General features: G+C 31.7%; 23 protein-coding genes. 17 read left to right on the plus strand and 6 right to left on the minus strand.

Features of this window, described 5'->3' with window-relative positions; genetic code table 11:
* Positions 1-104 precede the first annotated feature (104 nt).
* On the plus strand, positions 105-761 hold the full coding sequence (locus tag APS56_RS11765) for a hypothetical protein (protein WP_054728335.1): 657 nt from the start codon (positions 105-107) through the stop codon (positions 759-761).
* Positions 762-817: 56 nt separating this feature from the next.
* Here the strand turns inward: APS56_RS11765 and APS56_RS11770 are convergent, their stop codons facing one another.
* The 3 genes from APS56_RS11770 to APS56_RS11780 form a co-directional block, all read right to left on the minus strand.
* On the minus strand, positions 818-1,180 hold the full coding sequence (locus tag APS56_RS11770) for a cupredoxin domain-containing protein (protein ID WP_054728337.1): 363 nt from the start codon (positions 1,178-1,180) through the stop codon (positions 818-820).
* Positions 1,181-1,211: 31 nt separating this feature from the next.
* Positions 1,212-1,772, minus strand: a complete 561-nt coding sequence (locus APS56_RS11775; RefSeq protein WP_054728339.1) for a carboxymuconolactone decarboxylase family protein — start codon at positions 1,770-1,772, stop codon at positions 1,212-1,214.
* Between the two features lie 326 nt (positions 1,773-2,098).
* A complete protein-coding gene (locus tag APS56_RS11780; RefSeq protein ID WP_054728341.1) occupies positions 2,099-2,938 on the minus strand; it encodes an AraC family transcriptional regulator in 840 nt (279 codons plus the stop codon).
* A 134-nt stretch (positions 2,939-3,072) separates the two neighbouring features.
* Here APS56_RS11780 and APS56_RS11785 point away from each other — a divergent pair, with 134 nt between their 5' ends.
* The 3 genes from APS56_RS11785 to APS56_RS17260 all read left to right on the plus strand — a co-directional run bounded on the left by APS56_RS11785 (position 3,073) and on the right by APS56_RS17260 (position 4,585).
* Positions 3,073-3,852, plus strand: coding sequence for an alpha/beta fold hydrolase (locus APS56_RS11785; protein WP_054728343.1), 780 nt, complete (start codon positions 3,073-3,075; stop codon positions 3,850-3,852).
* Between the two features lie 58 nt (positions 3,853-3,910).
* Complete coding sequence (locus APS56_RS11790; RefSeq protein WP_054728344.1) at positions 3,911-4,177, plus strand: DUF1660 family phage protein; 267 nt, start codon at positions 3,911-3,913, stop codon at positions 4,175-4,177.
* A gap of 75 nt (positions 4,178-4,252) precedes the next feature.
* A complete protein-coding gene (locus APS56_RS17260) occupies positions 4,253-4,585 on the plus strand; it encodes a DUF1660 family phage protein (RefSeq protein WP_349267477.1) in 333 nt (110 codons plus the stop codon).
* Here the strand turns inward: APS56_RS17260 and thiL are convergent.
* Positions 4,575-5,612 carry a thiamine-phosphate kinase gene (gene thiL, locus APS56_RS11800; protein WP_054728346.1) on the minus strand — a complete coding sequence of 346 codons (1,038 nt, stop codon included), beginning with the start codon at positions 5,610-5,612 and terminating at the stop codon, positions 4,575-4,577. The genes APS56_RS17260 and thiL overlap by 11 nt on opposite strands.
* Positions 5,613-5,806: 194 nt before the next feature.
* On the opposite strand from thiL, the gene APS56_RS11805 reads away from it, so the two are divergent.
* The 13 genes from APS56_RS11805 (at position 5,807) to APS56_RS11865 (ending at position 17,524) form a co-directional block, all read left to right on the plus strand.
* Positions 5,807-6,040, plus strand: a complete 234-nt coding sequence (locus APS56_RS11805; RefSeq protein ID WP_054728348.1) for a hypothetical protein — start codon at positions 5,807-5,809, stop codon at positions 6,038-6,040.
* A gap of 200 nt (positions 6,041-6,240) precedes the next feature.
* The gene (locus tag APS56_RS11810) at positions 6,241-6,570 is read left to right on the plus strand and encodes a HesB/IscA family protein (protein WP_054728349.1); all 330 of its coding nucleotides are present in this window, start codon (positions 6,241-6,243) and stop codon (positions 6,568-6,570) included.
* 15 nt (positions 6,571-6,585) lie between these two features.
* Complete coding sequence (gene sufB, locus APS56_RS11815; RefSeq protein WP_054728351.1) at positions 6,586-8,034, plus strand: Fe-S cluster assembly protein SufB; 1,449 nt, start codon at positions 6,586-6,588, stop codon at positions 8,032-8,034.
* Positions 8,035-8,104: 70 nt separating this feature from the next.
* Positions 8,105-8,524: a hypothetical protein gene (locus APS56_RS11820; protein ID WP_054728354.1), complete on the plus strand. Its 420-nt coding sequence runs from the start codon at positions 8,105-8,107 to the stop codon at positions 8,522-8,524.
* 64 nt (positions 8,525-8,588) lie between these two features.
* Positions 8,589-9,341 carry a Fe-S cluster assembly ATPase SufC gene (gene sufC, locus APS56_RS11825; protein WP_054728356.1) on the plus strand — a complete coding sequence of 251 codons (753 nt, stop codon included), beginning with the start codon at positions 8,589-8,591 and terminating at the stop codon, positions 9,339-9,341.
* A 135-nt stretch (positions 9,342-9,476) separates the two neighbouring features.
* Positions 9,477-10,790, plus strand: a complete 1,314-nt coding sequence (gene sufD, locus APS56_RS11830) for a Fe-S cluster assembly protein SufD (protein ID WP_054728358.1) — start codon at positions 9,477-9,479, stop codon at positions 10,788-10,790.
* A gap of 137 nt (positions 10,791-10,927) precedes the next feature.
* The gene (locus tag APS56_RS11835) at positions 10,928-12,142 is read left to right on the plus strand and encodes an aminotransferase class V-fold PLP-dependent enzyme (RefSeq protein WP_054728361.1); all 1,215 of its coding nucleotides are present in this window, start codon (positions 10,928-10,930) and stop codon (positions 12,140-12,142) included.
* Positions 12,143-12,175: 33 nt separating this feature from the next.
* Positions 12,176-12,598, plus strand: coding sequence for a SufE family protein (locus tag APS56_RS11840; protein ID WP_054728364.1), 423 nt, complete (start codon positions 12,176-12,178; stop codon positions 12,596-12,598).
* A 76-nt stretch (positions 12,599-12,674) separates the two neighbouring features.
* Entirely contained in the window at positions 12,675-13,001 is a 327-nt protein-coding gene (locus APS56_RS11845; RefSeq protein WP_054728367.1) for a DUF59 domain-containing protein, read from the plus strand.
* Between the two features lie 13 nt (positions 13,002-13,014).
* Positions 13,015-14,850: an ABC transporter ATP-binding protein gene (locus APS56_RS11850; RefSeq protein ID WP_054728369.1), complete on the plus strand. Its 1,836-nt coding sequence runs from the start codon at positions 13,015-13,017 to the stop codon at positions 14,848-14,850.
* 22 nt (positions 14,851-14,872) lie between these two features.
* Positions 14,873-15,382 (plus strand): DUF2480 family protein, encoded by a 510-nt coding sequence (locus tag APS56_RS11855; RefSeq protein WP_054728372.1) that lies wholly within the window; start codon positions 14,873-14,875, stop codon positions 15,380-15,382.
* 123 nt (positions 15,383-15,505) lie between these two features.
* The gene (locus APS56_RS11860; protein ID WP_054728375.1) at positions 15,506-16,432 is read left to right on the plus strand and encodes a DUF3078 domain-containing protein; all 927 of its coding nucleotides are present in this window, start codon (positions 15,506-15,508) and stop codon (positions 16,430-16,432) included.
* 159 nt (positions 16,433-16,591) lie between these two features.
* Positions 16,592-17,524 (plus strand): DUF3078 domain-containing protein, encoded by a 933-nt coding sequence (locus APS56_RS11865; RefSeq protein ID WP_054728378.1) that lies wholly within the window; start codon positions 16,592-16,594, stop codon positions 17,522-17,524.
* A gap of 269 nt (positions 17,525-17,793) precedes the next feature.
* Here APS56_RS11865 and APS56_RS11870 read toward each other — a convergent pair whose 3' ends face one another.
* Complete coding sequence (locus APS56_RS11870) at positions 17,794-19,341, minus strand: Rne/Rng family ribonuclease (RefSeq protein ID WP_054728381.1); 1,548 nt, start codon at positions 19,339-19,341, stop codon at positions 17,794-17,796.
* A gap of 451 nt (positions 19,342-19,792) precedes the next feature.
* Positions 19,793-20,083 carry an HU family DNA-binding protein gene (locus APS56_RS11875; RefSeq protein ID WP_054728386.1) on the minus strand — a complete coding sequence of 97 codons (291 nt, stop codon included), beginning with the start codon at positions 20,081-20,083 and terminating at the stop codon, positions 19,793-19,795.
* Positions 20,084-20,130 lie beyond the last annotated feature (47 nt).

Consider the following 20,130-nt stretch of genomic DNA (forward strand, 5'->3'; position numbering starts at 1 on the left):
CAATCTATATAAATAATCAGGCTGTAAAACTATGTTACATTATTGAATTAAAGATATTTATTCAAAAAAAAGATTATTTTTGCACAAATTGTTAAATAATTAACATGAGAACTGTATCAAATTGTGTGGAAGATATTTTAATTTCACAACCTTATTTAGAAGAAGCGCTTTCAAGAAATATTATTAATTATAGTGCCTTAGCATTAGAGTTAACAGAGCCTATTAGCAAAATGCTTAAAAAAGAAGTAAAATCTGGTGCTATTATGATGGCATTAAGGCGTTATAGTCCGCCACCTACGCTTACAAATTCTATTAAAATGAAAAAAGCAATTCAAGATTTGGGAGATATTACTTTGCGCTCCAACTTAACAGATTATACAGTTAAAAACTCTGATACGCTTATTGCTAATCATGCTGAGATTTTAAAAATGATTAATAATGAATCTAAATTGTTTTATACTTTTACAAGAGGCATACATGAAAGCAATATTATTGTATCAAGCAGTTTAAATGATTTTATTGATGATCACTTACAACAAGAAACTTTTATTGCCGTTCAAAATGGATTGTCTGCTATAACAATAAATCTTCCTGAAAACAACTCTAAAATCGCAGGATTATATTATCATTTTTTTAAACGATTGGCTTGGGAAGGTGTTGTGCTTTATGAGGTACTTTCAACAACTAATGAATTTACTATTTTAGTTGAGGAGGAGTATGTTGATAAGGCTTTTACGGCTATAAAAAGAGTAAAAATTTAACCAAAAGGAAAGCGAGCTTTTAGCTCGCTTTCATTAACACTAAGCTATTAAACTACTTACTGAACAATTAACGTATATTGCGGAGTAGGGTTTAATGGGCAAAAATAAATATATTCTCCTTTTTTTAAATCTACAATTTTTGAGCTTTCAGTAGAATTTGTAGCCACTGGTTTGGTAACATATGCTGATTTTATATGGTGTTTAGCTTCAGGTTTTCCTTTAGGTGCTAAAACAAATCCAACTTCATGGTCTATGTTTTTATTGGCAATTTCAAAAATATAAGTTCCTTCTGAAAGTGTGATTGATTTTTGAGTGAACTCACCTGTTGTTTGTTCTAAAGAAACGGTTTTTATATTTTGGGCTTTGGCTGTAAAACTTAATCCTACAGCTACTAATACTATTGCTATTGCTTTTTTCATTTTGATATAAATTTATTTATTATTACTTTTTTTAGTTTGTTTCTACTGAAAATTTGCCAGCTTCAACATTAGGAAAATCAATTTTGGTTTGAGCAATATGATTTACATAATTGGTAAGTGTATTGGATACCACGTTTAAAACAATTTCTAAAATATCACCATCGTTATAACCAGCGGCTTTTATATTTTTTATGGCCTCGTTAGATACTTGTCCTCTTTTTGCTGTAATTTCTTGAGCAAAATTCAAGCCTGCCTGTGTTTTAGCGTTATTTGATAATCCTTGTCTGCTTTGTTCAATTTCAACTTCTGTTAATCCATTCATTTTTCCAATGACTGAATGGGCCGACAAGCAGTAATTGCATGTGTTGGTTTCTGCTATGGCGAGCGCCAATTGCTCTCTAAACTTGTTGCTTAAGTTTCCACTTGCTGTAAGGTCTCCTAAACTTAAGTAGCTTTTTAAGGTTGCAGGTGAATTTCCAAATACTTTGATTAGATTAGGAATAAAACCTAATTTTTTTTGAACCGTATTGAATAATTCTTTTGCCTCTCCTGTTGTTGTTTCTGGGGTTAGTGTTTCAATTCTTGTACTCATGATTTCTAATTTTTAATGTTTGTGTTGCAATTTTCTATGGATTGTTGTTCTCCATATTCTTGGTATCCCCAGCAATTTGGGCATTCGCTTTTTGTTATTGTTTTCATACTTTTTAATAGTTCTTTTTTGTAGTTAATGCTGTTTGTTAAATACAATGCAAAGATGCAACCAAAGTAAACTTGTAAAAATGGACAAAAGTTCCTATTGCTTGGACGGGTTGATTTTTAGTGGGAAAGGTATAGAAATAGTATCCTTATTATTTCTGCTTTATGAAATGATAATACTTGATAGATAGCCCAGCCTGAAGAGGGTGTCTTTATAGGTTTTTAATAATCCTTTTTAAATTGAAGTGGTGATTTGGTTACTCTTTTGGTAAAGAAACGAGTGAAATAAGCAGCGTCATTGAATCCTAAGCTATATGCAATATTTTTTACGGAGTCATTGCTATATATTAGTTGGCGCTTTGCTTCTAAGAGGATTCTTTTTTTTATAAAATCATTAGGTGAGTCTACACCTGTATTTTTAAAATGTTTGGTTAATGATTTTGGTGAGAGCCCCAAGCGCGCTGCATAATCAGACACGGCATGTATGGTTTTGTAATTCTGTTCCACCAAAACACTAAAATCTTTAAAAAGCTTGGACTCTATATCGTCTTTTATTTTATAAAAACCGTTATTTATTCTAACTGTATAGATGATAAACTGTTTTAAATAGGTTTGCAACATATCATACTGAGCCGTTTCATTATTCTGAAACTCTTCTATCAAATTTTGTAAAATAGTTTGGAGCTTATTACTGTCTAGAATATTAGGCTCTATAAAAGGTATTTGATTTAAGTTGTTAAAAAGAACGCCATTGCAAGCAACTTCTTTATCATGAGTTTGTATGCAATAAAAATCTGAGATAAATGTTAATTTATATGCTTCTTTTATTTTTTCTGATTCTACTGAAAATACTTGGCCTGGTGACAAAAAAAATAATGTGTTCCCTTTAAACTTATAACTTTCAAAGTCTATATTGTAGGTACCCTTCCCTTCCTTTACCCAATAAATACTGTATTTATCTATTTGTTCTGGTTTATTTATAACACATGCTTTTTCAAAACTTATAATGCTTAATGAAAAAATGTTTTTGTAATCGTAAGTAGATATGTTTTGTATTGCCATTGAGATTTGATTTATATAAGGGTCGTATAAAATAATAAAACATTAAATTTATTAGATGAAATTTCTTAAGTTTTTGAAAATGCTTTCTTTAGTTTTTTTGGTGAGAGGGGTATATATTTGCAAAAAAAAATGATATGAATCTGGAATACAAGGGTATTAACATTTTTTATACTGATAACGGCAAAGGGAACCCTGTTGTTTTTTTGCACGGTTTTTTAGAAACTTCTAAAATTTGGAATCCATTTATTTCTGAAATTTCAAAAGAGAATAGAGTTATTTGTATTGATTTATTGGGTCATGGCCATACAGGTTGTTTAGGCTATATTCATAGTATGGAATTAATGGCGGATGCTGTAGAGGCTGTTTTAAAGCATTTGAATATTATAGAGGTCACGTTTGTTGGGCATTCCATGGGTGGGTACGTTGCTTTAGCATTTGCAGAAAAAAATTCTGATGCTTTAAAAGGATTGTGCTTAATGAATTCTACTTCAAGAGCAGATACTGAAGCTCGTAAACAAAATAGAGATCGAGCTATTTTAGCTGTAAAACAAAACCATAAAACGTTTATACGAATGGCTATTGCAAATTTATTCAGACCAAAAAATAGAACAATTTTTTCCAAGGAAATCGATTCTTTAAAAGATGAAGCGCTGCTTATGCCAATTCAAGGAATAGTTGCAGCCTTAGAAGGTATGAAAATTAGAAAGGATAGATCGTTTCTTTTAAACCATACACCTTTTCATAAAATGATGATTGCTAGTAAAAAAGATCCTGTTTTAAATTTTGATGACTCCGTTGATGAAGTAAAAAATACCGATGTTGAATTTATTGATTTTCCCGATGGACATATGAGTCATATTGAAAATAACAACTTATTCTTACAGGCAATAATGTATTTCATCGAAAAAATATAACGTTTTGTCGTTTATTTGAAAAATTATATTTAAGTTTAGGCATCTTAAATGTAATATCATGAAAAAAACTACCACCAAACCACCTTTTATTCCTACCATGTACTGCAATCTATTTGGGCATGATTATAAAGTAAGTAAAAAAGTTACCTATCATGTTAAGGAATACACCTGTTCTCATTGCAAAAAACAATTAACCACAAACAGTAATGGAAACCTTATTGAATTAACTCCAAAATTTAAGGAAATAAATGCTATTTTAGAACGTATCCATAGTAAACGAATTGAGCGTTCAAAGGAAAATTTAGTCACTTCGTCGATTTATTAACAATTTAACAAATCGCTCCCTTAATATTTTATATATTAATGCTCTCTAATACTGTTAATTAAGCTTTGATAATAAATGAAGAATATACATTGCGTTGTATTTGGGCATAATTATAAAGTAACAAAAAGAGTTACTTATTATGTTAAAGAATATACTTGCTCACGTTGCAAAAAACAATTAACCACAAATGGCAATGGAAATTTAGTGCCTCTTACCCCTAAGTTTAAGGAAATAAATGATGTTTTAGAACGTATACATCAAAATAGACATCTAAAATCACGAATGAAACATGAGTCTGATGCTATTGAACATGAAGAGTTGGACTATATTGAAATAAAACACAAGGTGAGTTCTATTGATAGAATGCCAACTATAAATACGGAGTCATTATTAGTATTTAAGCATTAAAATTTTTCCAGCCTTGAGCTTTTAAAGGGATTTTTGTGTTTGCCCTTGTTATTAAGTGCAGTCCCTCAGTCAATTCTTTAATGTGTCCAATAATAGAAAAATTAGGATTTGCTTTAATTTTTGGATAATCTTCCTGAGCAATAGTAAACAACAGTTCATAATCTTCTCCGCCATTTAATGCCACAGTTGTACTGTCAATATTAAACTCTTCGCAAGTAGAAATGACTTGCGGGTCTAATGGTATTTTTTCTTCGTATAAATCACAACCTACATTACTCTGTTTGCATATATGCATAATTTCAGAGGATAATCCATCGCTAATATCAATCATGGCAGAAGGTTTTACATTTAAATCTTTTAATAATTTGATAATGTCTTTACGGGCTTCTGGTTTGAGTTGACGCTCAATAATGTAAGTATATGCCTCTAAATCTGGTTGGTTGTTTGGGTTTACTTTATAGACTTCTTTTTCACGTTCCAATACTTGTAAGCCCATATAGGCGCCTCCCAAATCTCCTGTTACAACTAGTAAATCGTTTGGTTTTGCTTCAGAGCGGTAAACCTCGTTTTCTGTTTCGCCTATTGCGGTAACTGAAATTAATAATCCAGTAGTTGATGATGTTGTGTCTCCTCCAATAACATCAATGTCATAAATTTTTGCAGCTGTTTCAATACCTTCATATAAAGCCTCAAGTGCTTCTAAGGGGAATCTGTTTGAAACAGCAATAGATACTGTAATTTGAGTTGCTTTAGCATTCATGGCATAAACATCTGACAGATTTACAATTACCGCCTTGTAGCCTAAATGTTTTAGTGGCACATAACTCAAATCAAAATGAACACCCTCAATAAGTAAATCTGTAGTAATAACTATTTTATTATTAAATTTTAATACAGCTGCGTCATCACCAATACCTTTAATGGTTGATGAGTGATTAATTTTAAAATTTTTAGTTAAATGATCTATGAGTCCAAATTCACCTAAATCACTTAAATCTGTACGAGCTTGATTTTTATCTTCTATCATGATGCAAAAATAAGAAGCTAATTTTGTTTTTGCTATTTTTATAATAAAACATAAGTTATAAATGCAAAACCATAATTTATACACTTAAAACATGATAAAATGATTACATATTGTTTTTTTATCGAAAAAATAATACACTTAATCTATATTTTATAGATAATTTTATATTTTAGCGGTCCCCAAATGCTTTTTATATGAAAACTCTTTTACCTAATAATGTGTTTTGTTCAACTTTTGGACATAATTACTTCAAAGTTAAAAACGTCAATAGCGAGACTTCTGAAATTGTTTGTAAGTGTTGTGGAAATAAATTCCTTTCAACAAGCCAAGGCGATGTGTTGCAAATTTCATTTGGAAACAATGACATTGAAACGCTAATTGATTACTTAGATTTTCAAGAACATAGATTTCGTAAAAAGACGGCATAACTTCAAGTCTTGGTAAATCCTTAGTTTTTCAGTTGTATATTAGCCTAACAACAGCCATAGGATATTCTTATAAAACTATATGCTAATATAATGTTAGGTTCTATGGTAATCCATGACTTATATCGTATATTTGCACTCTATTTAGAAGCTGTCTTAATTAATTCAATTAGACAGTTAACTAAATCTAATAAAAAAAGAATATGATAAAAGTTTCTGAAACAGCTAAAAAAAAAGTCATTGAGCTCATGCAAGATGATGGCTATAATCCTGCTACGGACTATGTTCGTGTAGGCGTAAAAAGCGGTGGTTGTTCTGGTTTGTCTTACGACTTAAAGTTTGATAAAGAAAATCAAGAAGACGATAAAGTTTTTGTAGATAATGATGTTAGAATCATAGTAGACAAGAAAAGCTTTTTGTATTTAATAGGCACTACCTTAGAATATTCAGGTGGGTTAAATGGAACAGGTTTTGTTTTTAATAACCCTAACGCAAACCGTACCTGTGGTTGTGGCGAATCGTTTTCATTGTAAAATAAAGAAAGAACTATGTCGAAGTATACCGAAGATGACTTACGCGAAGAATTAAAAACCAAAGAATATGAGTATGGTTTTTATACTGATATTGAATCAGATACGTTTCCTAATGGTTTAAATGAAGATATTGTGCGCGCTATTTCCAAGAAGAAAGAAGAGCCACAATGGATGACAGATTGGAGGCTGGAGGCTTTTCGTGTTTGGGAACAAATGATTGAGCCAGAATGGGCAAATGTACATTATAAAAAACCTGATTTCCAGGGTATTTCATATTATTCTGCACCAAATAGCAAGCCTAAATACGATAGTTTAGATGAGGTTGACCCTGAACTTTTAGCAACATTTACCAAGCTTGGTATTTCTATTGATGAGCAGAAAAAATTGGCAAATGTAGCCATGGATGTTGTAGTTGATTCTGTGTCAGTAGCTACTACATTTAAGAAAACTTTAGGTGAAAAAGGTATTATATTTATGAGTATATCAGAAGCTATTAAAGAGCATCCTGAACTTGTAAAAAAATATTTAGGTACAGTGGTGCCACAAAAAGACAATTTTTATGCGGCTTTAAATTCAGCTGTTTTTAGTGATGGTTCTTTTTGTTACATTCCAAAGGGTGTTAAATGTCCTATGGAGTTATCAACTTATTTCCGTATTAATCAAGCAGGAACCGGTCAATTTGAAAGAACCTTAGTTATTGCTGATGAAGGAAGTTATGTAAGCTATTTAGAAGGTTGTACCGCGCCAAGTCGTGATGAAAACCAATTGCATGCAGCTGTTGTTGAATTAATAGCTTTGGATGATGCCGAAATAAAATATTCAACTGTTCAAAACTGGTATCCAGGAAATGCAGAAGGTAAAGGAGGCGTTTTTAACTTTGTTACTAAACGTGGTTTGTGCGAGAAAAACGCAAAAATATCTTGGACTCAAGTAGAAACAGGTTCTGCTGTTACATGGAAATATCCAAGTTGCGTGTTAAAGGGTGATAATTCGGTAGGTGAATTTTATTCAATAGCTGTAACCAATAATTTCCAGCAAGCTGATACAGGAACAAAAATGATTCACTTGGGAAAAAACACTAAATCCACCATTATTTCAAAAGGAATTTCTGCAGGGAAATCTCAAAACAGTTATCGAGGATTGGTTCAAATAAGTTCCAGAGCTGATAATGCGCGTAATTTTTCGCAATGCGATAGTTTATTAATGGGTGATGAATGTGGCGCGCACACTTTTCCATATATTGAAGCAAAAAATAAAACTGCAAAAATTGAACACGAAGCTACAACTAGTAAAATTGGTGAAGACCAAATTTTCTATTGTAATCAACGTGGAATAGATACCGAAAAAGCCATAGCTTTAATTGTAAATGGTTTTAGTAAAGAAGTTTTAAACAAACTCCCTATGGAATTTGCTGTTGAAGCTCAAAAATTGTTAGAAATAAGTTTAGAAGGTTCTGTTGGGTAGTTTGTTGCCTCTAGATTACAGAGCATAGTTAATGTAAGGAATTTTATTAATTATATCTCAAATTTTTAAAATGGAAAAAACATTTTTTTTAGCGTTTATTTTAACAGTAATTATCAGCTGTAAAAATGATACAAAATCAGATCAAAACGATTCAGTTATTGGTACTGAAGGCAATGAAAAAACGGCCAAACAAAATGAAGACCTTACGCTCTTAAAAGGCGATTTTATTTATTATGCTGATGCAGCCGTACTGCAAACACATACTGAAGTTTACGGCGTAGTCATTGATGAAAAAATGCATGAATTGGATAAGCAAGTACAACAATACAAAAATGCAGATACAGATATGGTACCCGTAGAAATACGAGGGAAAATAATTCCAAAACCTGATAATGAAGTAGGGTGGCCGTTTCGAGTAGAAATAAAAGAAATATTGAATATTTCAAAACCTAACCCAGAAGATAATACTGTTGTAAAATTAGGTAGCTAATAGGAAAATAAAAATTACCACCATTGTAATTTGGTGTTTTAATAGTCAGATTTAAAAAATACGTATGTTAAAAATTGATAATTTACACGCAAGTGTTGAAGATAAAGCCATTTTAAGAGGCATAAACCTTGAAGTTAAGGCAGGTGAAGTACATGCTATTATGGGACCAAATGGTTCTGGAAAAAGTACTTTAGCTTCAGTGGTAGCAGGAAAAGAAGAATATGAAGTAACTCAAGGACAAATTGAGTTTTTGGGAGAAGATATTAATGAATTAGCCGCTGAAGAGCGAGCTCATAAAGGGGTGTTTTTATCATTTCAATATCCTGTTGAAATTCCAGGTGTTTCAGTTACCAATTTTATGAAAACTGCTATTAATGAAACACGTAAAGCAAAAGGATTAGAAGAAATGCCAGCAAAAGATATGCTTAAGTTAATTCGTGAAAAATCTGAGCTATTGGAAATAGACCGTAAATTTTTATCACGTTCATTAAATGAAGGTTTTTCAGGTGGAGAAAAGAAACGTAATGAAATTTTTCAAATGGCTATGTTGGAACCCAAATTAGCCATTCTTGATGAAACCGATTCTGGTTTGGATATTGACGCTCTTCGTATTGTTGCTAATGGTGTTAATAAACTAAAAAGTAAAGACAATGCGGTGGTAGTTATTACTCACTACCAACGTTTGTTGGATTATATTGTTCCAGATTTTGTGCACGTACTATACAATGGTCGTATAGTGAAATCTGGAGGAAAAGAATTAGCGCATGAGCTTGAAGAAAAAGGATACGATTGGATTAAAGAAGAAGTGAACGCATAATTTTAGTCGATAGTAATAAGTCTTGAGTCTTTAGAAATTATTGCTGTTTAAATTAAAAATTAGTTTGCAGTTTTCAGTCATAGTTTTCATGGGTAAAACTAACGACTTATTACTAACAACTAACAACTGAAAACAATGGATTTAAAAGAAAAATTAGTATCATCATTTATGGCGTTTGAAGACAGTGTTGATGTAGACACTTATATTCATGATGTTAGATCTGAAGCTATAAAAATATTTGAAGAAAAAGGCTTTCCAACTAAAAAGGAAGAAGCTTGGAAGTATACCTCTTTAAATAGTATTTTAAAGCAGGATTATAGTGTGTTTCCAAAGCAAGAAAATACGATAGATTATAAGGATGTAAAAAAATATTTTATACATGATATAGATAGTTATAAAATTGTTTTTATTGATGGAAAGTATTCTTCTCATTTATCCCAAACCACACACGACGGTATTGATGTGTGTTTAATGTCATCTGTATTACACAAGCCTAAATACCGACTCATAATTGAAAACTATTTTAATAAAGTAGCAACAAAGGACAGCTTGCCATCGCTAAACACAGCATTTGCTCGTGAAGGTGCTTATATTCATATTCCAAAAAATAAGGTGGTTGAAAAACCCATTCAAATCATCCATTTTTCAACAGGAAATGAAGCTGCTACCATGCTTCAGCCTCGTAATTTAATAGTAGCCGAAGAAAATAGTCATGTGCAGATTATAGAGCGCCATCAAAGTTTAACAGACAATCCAGTATTTACAAATAGTGTTACTGAAATTTTTACAAACAAGCGCGCTATTATCGATTATTATAAAATTCAGAACGACAATGCTAATGCTTCATTGATAGATAATACCTTTATTAAGCAAAAAAGAGAAAGTTTTGCATCTGTGCATACATTTACTTTTGGAGGTAAATTAACGCGCAATAACCTCAATTTTTACCAAAATGGTGAGCGTATAGATTCAACTCTTAAAGGTGTAACAATTATTGGTGAAAAACAGCATGTTGATCATAATACATTAGTGCATCATATTGAACCAAATTGCGAAAGCCATCAAGATTATAAAGGTATTTTTGGAGACAACGCAACAGGCGTTTTTAATGGAAAAATAATTGTTGAAAAATTGGCACAAAAAACTAACGCATTTCAAGCTAATAACAATATTTTAGTAAGCGATAAAGCTAGTATAAATACCAAACCTCAATTGGAAATTTTTGCAGATGATGTTAAATGTTCCCACGGTTGTACTATCGGACAATTGGATGAAACGGCCATGTTTTATATGCGTTCTCGTGGCATTCCTGAAAAAGAAGCTAAGGCGCTATTAATGTTTGCTTTTAGTAATAATGTCATGAGTTCTGTTAAAATTCCAGAAATAAAACAACGCATTACTAAAATTATTGCCAATAAATTAGGTGTTAATATTGGTTTTGATTTATAAACGTTTTGTCATTCTCGTAAAAACGGGAATCTCATGATGTAAGTTAAAATATTTTTTTGAAGCTAATCCCGCTTTTCGGCAGAGACTCTTTTTAAGGAGCTCCAACAGATGCCTTAATCGGGGCTAAACGTATAGCCATGTTCAATGTAAACGATATAAGAAAAGACTTCCCCATTCTTTCTCGAAAAGTAAATGGCAAACCCTTAGTGTATTTTGATAATGCAGCAACCTCGCAAACCCCGCAACAGGTTATAGGTGGTATTGTAGACTATTATTCAAACCATAACGCCAATATTCATCGTGGTGTGCATACATTAAGCCAAGAGGCAACTGACTTATACGAACAAGCCAGACAAAAAATTCAGGTACATTTCAATGCTAAATTTTCGCATGAAATCATATTTACTTCAGGTACCACTCATGGAATTAATTTAGTAGCCAACGGTTTTTCATCCTTATTAAAAAAGGGCGATGAAATAATAGTATCGGCTTTGGAGCACCATAGTAATATTGTACCTTGGCAGATGCTTTGCGAGCGTACGGGAGCTACTTTAAAAGTCATTCCAATGAATGATGAAGGAGAATTAGTGATGACTGAATTTGATATCATGTTGTCAGAAAATACTAAGCTGATTTTTGTTAATCACGTGTCAAATGCTTTAGGAACGGTAAATTCTATTGAATATATTATTGAAAAAGCACATCAAGTTGGTGCAGCAGTTTTAATTGATGGTGCGCAATCTAGTCCGCATATTAAAGCCGATGTTCAAAAACTAAATGTTGATTTTTATGTGGCTTCAGCTCATAAAATGTGTGGCCCAACAGGTGTTGGGGTGCTTTATGGAAAAGAAGAGTGGCTTAAAAAACTACCTCCCTATCAAGGTGGAGGCGAAATGATTGCTGAAGTGACTTTTGAGAAAACTACCTATGCGGAATTGCCACATAAATTTGAAGCAGGTACTCCAAACATTTGCGGAGGCATTGCTTTTGGCGCAGCTATTGATTATATGAATGCTATTGGTTTTGAGGTTATTGCAAATTATGAAAATGAGTTGCTCGAATATGCCACCGAGGAACTTTTAAAAATTGAAGGCTTAAAAATATACGGTACATCAAAACATAAGACATCTGTTATTTCATTCAATTTAGAAGGTATTCATCCCTATGATGTAGGCACTATTCTTGATAAACTAGGAATTGCTGTAAGAACAGGACACCATTGTGCCCAACCCATCATGGATTATTTTAAAATCCCTGGTACGGTTCGTGCTTCTTTTTCGTTCTATAATACCAAAGCAGAAATTGATACATTGGTAGAAGGCGTTAAAAAAGCAAAAATGATGCTGTCTTAATTTCTTATTGTATTTTTGTATAAAATTGATATTGTGAGTATAGAAGACATTCAAAACGAAATAATAGACGAATTTTCAATGTTTGAAGATTGGGAAGAGCGTTATCAGTATATGATTGATTTAGGGAAAGATTTACCCTTAATTGACGACCAATACAAAACTGATAGTAACATTATAAAAGGTTGCCAAAGTAAAGTATGGGTACATGCCGAAATGAAAGACAATAAAATAGTATTTACTGCCGATAGTGATGCTATTATTACTAAAGGTATAATAGCTATTTTAATTCGTACATTTTCTAACCAGCAGCCAAAAGATATAATAGAAGCGGAAACCGATTTTATTGATGACATAGGACTAAAAGAACATTTATCACCTACCAGAGCCAACGGCTTAGTAAGTATGATAAGACAATTAAAAATGTATGCCATTGCATATCAAACGCAGTTAAATTAGTTGATTTGTTGAATCGTTTAATATTGGTTACGAACGAATAAACGGCTCAACATATAAACGATTAAACATAAAAAAAATGAGCGACATAACAATAGATACAGCCTTATTAGGCGAAAAAATAGTAAATGTACTAAAAACAATTTACGACCCAGAAATTCCAGTAGACATTTATGAATTAGGATTGATTTACGATGTATTTGTAAACGAAGATTATGAGGTGAAAATATTAATGACTTTAACAACACCAAATTGCCCTGTGGCAGAAACGCTACCCTTGGAAGTTGAAGAAAAAGTAAAATCACTTAACGAGGTGAAAGATGCCGAAGTTGAAATTACTTTTGACCCGCCTTGGACTCAAGAATTAATGAGTGAAGAAGCCAAATTGGAATTGGGGATGCTATAATTCAAAATTTTAGATGGCAAAACGCACACCTAAATCATTAAAAGACGATAAGAAAACAAACTTAAAATCGTCGTTTGATGCTTTGGTTTACATTCCACGTTTTTTTAAAGAAATATGGCAAGTAAACAAAAAACTGTTTTTACTTTCTGCATTTTGTAGACTTGTTGGGGCCCTCCTTCCCGTTATAATTTTATGGATTGGAAAATTAATAATTGATGAAATTATTCATCAAACATCCATTGATATTGCGGATTACAGACAGCTTTGGACTTATGTAGCCGCAGAGTTTGCTTTGGTTATTCTTTCAGATTTAATTAGTAGAGCAATTTCACTCACCGATGGTCTGTTAGGAGATAAATACAACATCGCTACATCTGTAACTATTATTAAAAAAACCAATCAAATTAATATTAGTTTATTAGAAGATTCGGAGTTTTATGATAAATTAGAACGTGCCAGAACACAAACTACTAATCGTGTTGGACTTATGTCTAACGTGTTGGGGCAAGCTCAAAGTGCTATTTCAATTTCAACATTAGTAGCAGGTTTAATCTATTTTGAACCTTATTTGATTATTCTCTTAGTACTGAGTATCATTCCTTCATTTATAAATGAAATTCGTTTTAGCCAACAACAATACTCATTGGCAAGAAGTTGGACGTCCGAACGTAGAGAATTAGATTATTTGCGGTTTATTGGTGCTAACGATAAGACAGCTAAAGAAATAAAGCTTTTTGGTTTAACAGATTTTGTTGTTAATCGCTTTAAAAACTTATCTGAAGAATATTTTGAACTTAATAAAACACTAGCTATAAAGCGATCTGCTTTAGGTTTTATGTTTAATGTTTTGGGTACATTAAGTTATTATGGAGCTTACGTTTTTATCATTTATCGGGTGCTTTCGGGAGTTATCACTATTGGCGAACTTACATTTTTATCAGGTGCTTTTAATCGTTTAACACGAAATCTTCAAGATTTCTTTGCAAAATTTACACGTATTTCAGAAAGTGCTTTATATCTAAAAGATTATTTTGATTTTATTGATATTTCTATCGTTTCAAAAACAAAAGAAGATTTAGAACTACCAAAAAAAATAAAGCAAGGTTTTGAATTTAAAAATGTATATTTTTCATATCCAGATTCTGATGTTGAAATTTTAAAAGGGATCAATTTTAAACTAATAGCAGGAGAAAAAATGGCTTTTGTGGGGCAAAATGGTGCTGGAAAAACAACACTTACTAAATTATTATTGCGTTTTTACGAACCTACATCGGGTGAAATTTTACTTGATGGTGTTAATATAAATCGTTTTAATAAGGGTAAATATCAAGAGTTTTTTGGTGTTATTTTTCAAGATTTCTTTAGATATGAGTTCACAGTAAAAGAAAATATTGCCATTGGAAATATTGATGAAATTGAAAATCAAATTAAAATTGAAACCGCAGCAGAATTGAGTTTGGCTAATGAGGTGGTATCCGAATTAAAAAATGGCTACAACCAACAATTAGGTAAACGTTTCTCAAATGGTCAAGAGCTTTCAGGAGGTCAATGGCAAAAAGTAGCCTTAGCACGTGCCTATATGAAGGAGGCAGAAGTTATGATTTTAGATGAGCCCACATCTGCATTAGATGCCAAAGCAGAAAGCGACGTGTTTGGTAGGTTTATTGGATTAACTGAAGGTAAAACAAGTATTATTATTTCACATAGATTTAGTACTGTAAGGCAAGCCGATAGGATTTTGGTTCTTGAACACGGCAAGGTTCTAGAAATAGGCACCCACGAAGAATTAATGAAAAATCAATCCCTATATTCCGAATTGTTTTCATTGCAAGCCGAAGGTTACCAATAACAAAATTGTTTAAATTTGTATTATGGCAGACGAAATCATAAACCGCGTAGCGAACAGTAAATTAATCACCGTAAACCTTGAGGATTATTATCCTAAAGGTGAGCGCGTATTGTTTGATATTAAAGATTGGCTTTTTGAAGGCTTTGTGCTGCGCGAAAAGGATTTTAGAAATCAAGTTTCTGAATTTGATTGGAGTCAATATCAAGACAGTTTTGTAGCTTTAACTTGTAGTAGTGATGCTATAATTCCTGGCTGGGCCTATATGTTAATAAGTATCCAATTGCAGCCTTTTGTAAAAAAAACGGTCATTGGTAATTTGGTAACCTTAGAAACTTCCATCTATCAAGATGTAATAAATAATCTCAACATTTCCGAATTTGCAGGTAAGCTTATTATTATAAAAGGATGTTCTAAAAAACCAGTACCAGAAAACGCCTATGTTATGCTTGCAAATAAATTACAACCCCTTGTAAAATCCATTATGTATGGTGAGGCCTGTTCTTCTGTTCCTCTTTATAAAAAAAACAAATAAATTTTTTGTGACTTAATTATAAAATTTGGGTCAAAATTAAAACTATGGCTTGCAATTAATAAGTAATTGTAAAATTTTAGAAATAACCTATATTTGCACACATTTTAAAAAAAATCTATAAAAATGAAAAAAACATTATTGTTATTGACTTTATTTGTCGGACTTATTTCCACCCAAGCTCAAACAAAAGAAGAATTACAAGCACAAAAATCTGAAAAACAAGCAGAAGCAAATGCAGCTCAAGCAGAAGCAAATGCTTTACAAGCAAAAATTGATGCCCTTCCAGGGTGGAGAAAAGGTGCTTTTGGTACTATTGGAGGAAGTTTGTCTAATTTTAACAATTGGTACTCTCAAGATAAACCAAACAATGTATCTGGAAATATTGGATTGACTGTTAATGCCTATGCTAATTTAATAGAAGAGAAATTCTTTTGGAGAAACTCTTTAACTACCAATTTAAACTGGGTAAAGTTAGATGATAAAGATTCATCAACTGATAGTGATAACTTTGAACCTTCAACTGATGTTTTCAGTATTACATCTTTATACGGAAGAAATATTACTAAAACATTAGCTATTTCCGGATTAGCGGAATACAGAACAACCTTGTTAGATAACTTTAACGATCCTGGATATTTAGATGTAGGTATTGGTGCTACTTGGACGCCAATTCAAAATTTGATAGTTGTTGTACACCCATTAAACTACAATTTTGTTTTTGCAGATAATGATGCTGTATTTGAATCTTCTTTAGGTGCTAAAATTGTTGCAGATTATACCAGGCAAATTGGTGCTATCAATTTTAAAACCAATTTATCAACATTCCAAAGTTATAAAAGCGGAGATTTATCAAACTTAACATGGACAAATTCTTTCAGCTATACTTTATGGAAAATGATTGGTGTAGGTTTTGATTTTGGATTGAGAAGTAACAAGCAAGAAGCCTTAAATTATGCTTTAGCACAAACACCAGCAACGGCAACTTCTTTTGATGATGTTGATAATAAATTACAATCATATTACACGATTGGTTTGAGTTATAAATTTTAATTGAATTTAACCTATTTTTAAAAAAATGTGCTCTAAATCGGGGCACATTTTTATTTGCCATAAGTTGTAATAATTTAAGTTATAAATGTTGGTGCAATTTATAGTAATCTTTTACGTTGATTTAATCTTTTTAGATACGTTTATTAAAAAACTTATTAAATGAAAAATGCTTTTTTGTTATTTTTTTTTACAGGGATTATTACCTTACAAGCACAAACCTTAGAAGAGTTACAAGCTATTTTAGCTATTCAAAAAGATTCACTTAAAGCTGTTAAAAGTAGAGTGGATGCTACACAAGGAAAAATAGATGCATTTCCAGGTTGGAAAAAAGGTGCCTTTGGAACTATTGGTGGTAGTTTTTCAAATTTTAATAATTGGTATGCTCAAAAATCACCAAATAACAGATCTGGTAATATAGGGTTTACAGGAAATGCTTTTGCAAATCTCGATGCAGATAACTTTTTTTGGAGAAATTCGGGCGCTATAAACTTATCTTGGGTAAAGTTTGATGATAAAGATGTTATGGATACTTCAAAATGGCGCGAGGCAACAGATGTATTTAATATTTCTTCTTTATACGGACTTAAATTAAACGAAACCTTAGCACTTTCTGGACTTGGAGAATACAGAACTACCATTTTAAACAACTTTAATAATCCTGGGTATTTGGATGCAGGTATTGGAGCAACTTGGACGCCCATAAAAGATTTGGTTGTTGTGGCACATCCGTTAAATTATAACTTAGTATTAAGTAGAAACGACGTAATTTTTAAATCGTCTTTTGGTACAAAAATACTTGTAGATTATACCAGACAAATAAAAGAAGTTAGTTTTAAAACAAATTTATCGATGTTTCAAAGTTATAAAAGCAGCAATTTTTCTAATTGGACATGGAACAACACATTTGGGTACACCCTTTGGAAAATGATTGGTGTAGGTTTTGATTTTGGGTTGAGAAGTAATAAGCAGGAAGCATTAAAATATTATGATAATTTATATGATATTACCAGTGGCAATCCCACACCTTCTTTTGAAAACATTGATAATAAATTACAAAGCTATTACACTTTAGGGTTGAGTTACAAATTTTAAGATATCCAATTATTTATATTAAAAGATGCGTTTCCTTTTAGGGATATATATTTTTGTTGGTGTTTGTAAGTATTAATTCTGAGTACTAAAAGTTAATGACGTGTTAGTATAAAAATAACTCTACTTGTAATTGAGTTCATACTTTGTTTTATTATTTCAAATGTTGCATTTTATTGAAAATGATGAGTTTAGATATTCATACAGTTCCGTAGAAAACTTTATAACGCAAAAAACCCTCACTTTTAATAGTAAAGTAAGGGTTTTTTAAATTATTTAATTTGATTACCATCTTTATCAAAAAAGTGATATTCTAAATATGTGTAAGCATCTCTTGGTAAAACTTTAACCCATTTTTTATGTTCTAAAAACCATTTAGAACGTATTGATGGAAAACCTTTTGTTAAAAAGGCCGCTATAAAAGGATGTGTGTTTAAAGTCAACTTTTTATAGTCTTTTTTTATTAGTAATTCAAGGTCGTGATTTACTTTTTGCACGATACCTATAGGCGCTTCAACTTCAGAACCATTTAAAATATCGTCAGGATTTTCCTCACGGGTTTTAATGTTCATTTCTGGTCGAACACGCTGTCTTGTAATTTGTATCAATCCAAATTTACTTGGAGGCAGTATTTTGTGTTTTGCTCTATCATCTTTCATTTCATCGCGAAGATGGTTAAAGAGTTTTTGCCTGTTTTCAGCATTGGTCATATCTATAAAGTCTACAACTATAATACCTCCCATATCACGTAAGCGTAATTGACGAGCCATTTCTGTGGCGGCTATTAGGTTAACCTCTAAGGCCGTGTCCTCTTGGTTGTTAGCTTTGTTAGATCTGTTGCCACTGTTTACATCAATAACGTGTAACGCTTCAGTATGTTCTATTACCAAATACGCGCCTTTAGCCATAGAAACAGTTTTTCCAAAGGAGGTTTTAATTTGTCTTTCAATTCCAAATTTTTCAAAAATAGGAACGTTAGATTGATACAATTTAACGATTGATTCTTTGTTTGGTGCAATTTCTTGCACATAATCTTTAATTTGATAATAAAGCTCTTCATCATCTACAGTTATTCCTGTAAAGGTATCATTGAATATGTCTCGCAAAATAGAGGAGGCCTTATTCATTTCACCTAAAACTTTACTGGGATGGTGGGCTTTATGTAGCTTTTTACACATTGCTGTCCAACGACTTAGCAAATTTTGTAAATCTTTATCTAATTCGGCTACTTTTTTGCCTTCTGCTACTGTACGAACTATAATACCAAAACCTGGAGGCGTAATGCTTTTTACCAATCGTTTTAAGCGGTCTTTTTCATCTTTACTTTCTATTTTTTGAGAAATAGAAATGCGATTAGAAAAAGGTACTAAAACAATATATCTACCAGCAATGGAAAGCTCAGAACTAATTCTGGGTCCTTTGGTGGATATGGGTTCTTTTACTATTTGTACCAATAGCGATTGATTTGATTTTAAGACGTCAACAATTTTGCCGTCTTTATCAATATCTTTTTCAAATGGGAAGTTTTTTAAAGAAAAATCTTTTAGTTTACCTGTGCTTACACTTTTTGTGAATTTTAAAAGCGAAGGAAGCTTAGGACCTAAATCATGATAATGCAAAAAAGCATCTTTATCATAACCTACATTAACAAATGCAGCATTTAATCCAGGAACAGCTTTTCGTATTTTGGCTATAAACACATCACCAACCGAAAAGTTGTTACTACCCTCGTCTTTCTGTAATTCAATAAGTTTTCCATCTTTTAATAAGGCAAAATCAACATCATCAGAACTAGATCGAATAATCAATTCTTTATCCATTTAGTTAATTTTTATCCATACTATTAAGTTGTTAAGCTATTAGTTGTAAGGTTGTTAAAGTGAAATGTGCTAAGATAAGTACTTAGCAAAAACAACTAACAACTAAAACCGCTAATGACTAACAACTAAACTGTACAGATGGATTATACAATATTTTATACCTCAATTGCTTTTATGATTCGAAATCAATGTTTGCAGTTAAGATATTCACAGGATTTAAAAATCCGTGGAGTTCATAATTTCATTTGAATGAACTCATTTCAATGAACGTTTTGTTAGTTAAAACCAAAAAAAGTAGCTAATCTAACTACTTTTTTGGTTTATTTTTTCTTCTTGTGACGGTTAGCGCGTCTACGTTTCTTACGTTTGTGCGTCGCTACCTTATGTCTTTTACGTTTTTTACCACTTGGCATAAATAGTGTCTTTTTAAATTAATAATTCGATTAATGTTTTATTTAACGTCTACATTAGCTTTAACACCTTCAACAAATACTTTTGCAGGCTTAAATGCAGGGATATTGTGTGCAGGGATTTTAATGGTAGTGTTTTTAGATATATTTCTACCAGTTTTTTCTGCTCTTGTTTTAATTATGAAACTTCCAAAACCTCTAAGATAAACATTGTCTCCACTTTCTAAAGAAGTTTTTACTTCTTCCATAAATGTTTCAACAGTTGCTTGAACATCTCCTTTTTCAATTCCTAATTTATCTGAAATTTTTGCTACTATATCAGCCTTCGTCATTTTTTTAATATTTTTTAGTTACTATATCTAATTTTAAAGGGATGCAA

Origin of the sequence: Pseudalgibacter alginicilyticus (assembly GCF_001310225.1) — a bacterium.
Lineage (GTDB): Bacteria > Bacteroidota > Bacteroidia > Flavobacteriales > Flavobacteriaceae > Pseudalgibacter > Pseudalgibacter alginicilyticus.

Coding starts and splice junctions, on each gene's coding strand:
- sufC (WP_054728356.1), top strand. CDS start 8,589: ATGTTAAAAATTGATAATTTACACGCAAGTGTTGAAGATAAAGCCATT.
- APS56_RS11790 (WP_054728344.1), top strand. CDS start 3,911: ATGAAAAAAACTACCACCAAACCACCTTTTATTCCTACCATGTACTGC.
- APS56_RS11780 (WP_054728341.1), bottom strand. CDS start 2,938: ATGGCAATACAAAACATATCTACTTACGATTACAAAAACATTTTTTCA.
- APS56_RS11770 (WP_054728337.1), bottom strand. CDS start 1,180: ATGAAAAAAGCAATAGCAATAGTATTAGTAGCTGTAGGATTAAGTTTT.
- APS56_RS11765 (WP_054728335.1), top strand. CDS start 105: ATGAGAACTGTATCAAATTGTGTGGAAGATATTTTAATTTCACAACCT.
- APS56_RS11870 (WP_054728381.1), bottom strand. CDS start 19,341: ATGGATAAAGAATTGATTATTCGATCTAGTTCTGATGATGTTGATTTT.
- APS56_RS11785 (WP_054728343.1), top strand. CDS start 3,073: ATGAATCTGGAATACAAGGGTATTAACATTTTTTATACTGATAACGGC.
- thiL (WP_054728346.1), bottom strand. CDS start 5,612: ATGATAGAAGATAAAAATCAAGCTCGTACAGATTTAAGTGATTTAGGT.
- APS56_RS17260 (WP_349267477.1), top strand. CDS start 4,253: ATGAAGAATATACATTGCGTTGTATTTGGGCATAATTATAAAGTAACA.
- APS56_RS11850 (WP_054728369.1), top strand. CDS start 13,015: ATGGCAAAACGCACACCTAAATCATTAAAAGACGATAAGAAAACAAAC.
- sufD (WP_054728358.1), top strand. CDS start 9,477: ATGGATTTAAAAGAAAAATTAGTATCATCATTTATGGCGTTTGAAGAC.
- APS56_RS11775 (WP_054728339.1), bottom strand. CDS start 1,772: ATGAGTACAAGAATTGAAACACTAACCCCAGAAACAACAACAGGAGAG.
- APS56_RS11810 (WP_054728349.1), top strand. CDS start 6,241: ATGATAAAAGTTTCTGAAACAGCTAAAAAAAAAGTCATTGAGCTCATG.
- APS56_RS11865 (WP_054728378.1), top strand. CDS start 16,592: ATGAAAAATGCTTTTTTGTTATTTTTTTTTACAGGGATTATTACCTTA.
- APS56_RS11805 (WP_054728348.1), top strand. CDS start 5,807: ATGAAAACTCTTTTACCTAATAATGTGTTTTGTTCAACTTTTGGACAT.
- APS56_RS11820 (WP_054728354.1), top strand. CDS start 8,105: ATGGAAAAAACATTTTTTTTAGCGTTTATTTTAACAGTAATTATCAGC.
- APS56_RS11835 (WP_054728361.1), top strand. CDS start 10,928: ATGTTCAATGTAAACGATATAAGAAAAGACTTCCCCATTCTTTCTCGA.
- APS56_RS11845 (WP_054728367.1), top strand. CDS start 12,675: ATGAGCGACATAACAATAGATACAGCCTTATTAGGCGAAAAAATAGTA.
- APS56_RS11860 (WP_054728375.1), top strand. CDS start 15,506: ATGAAAAAAACATTATTGTTATTGACTTTATTTGTCGGACTTATTTCC.
- APS56_RS11875 (WP_054728386.1), bottom strand. CDS start 20,083: ATGACGAAGGCTGATATAGTAGCAAAAATTTCAGATAAATTAGGAATT.
- sufB (WP_054728351.1), top strand. CDS start 6,586: ATGTCGAAGTATACCGAAGATGACTTACGCGAAGAATTAAAAACCAAA.
- APS56_RS11855 (WP_054728372.1), top strand. CDS start 14,873: ATGGCAGACGAAATCATAAACCGCGTAGCGAACAGTAAATTAATCACC.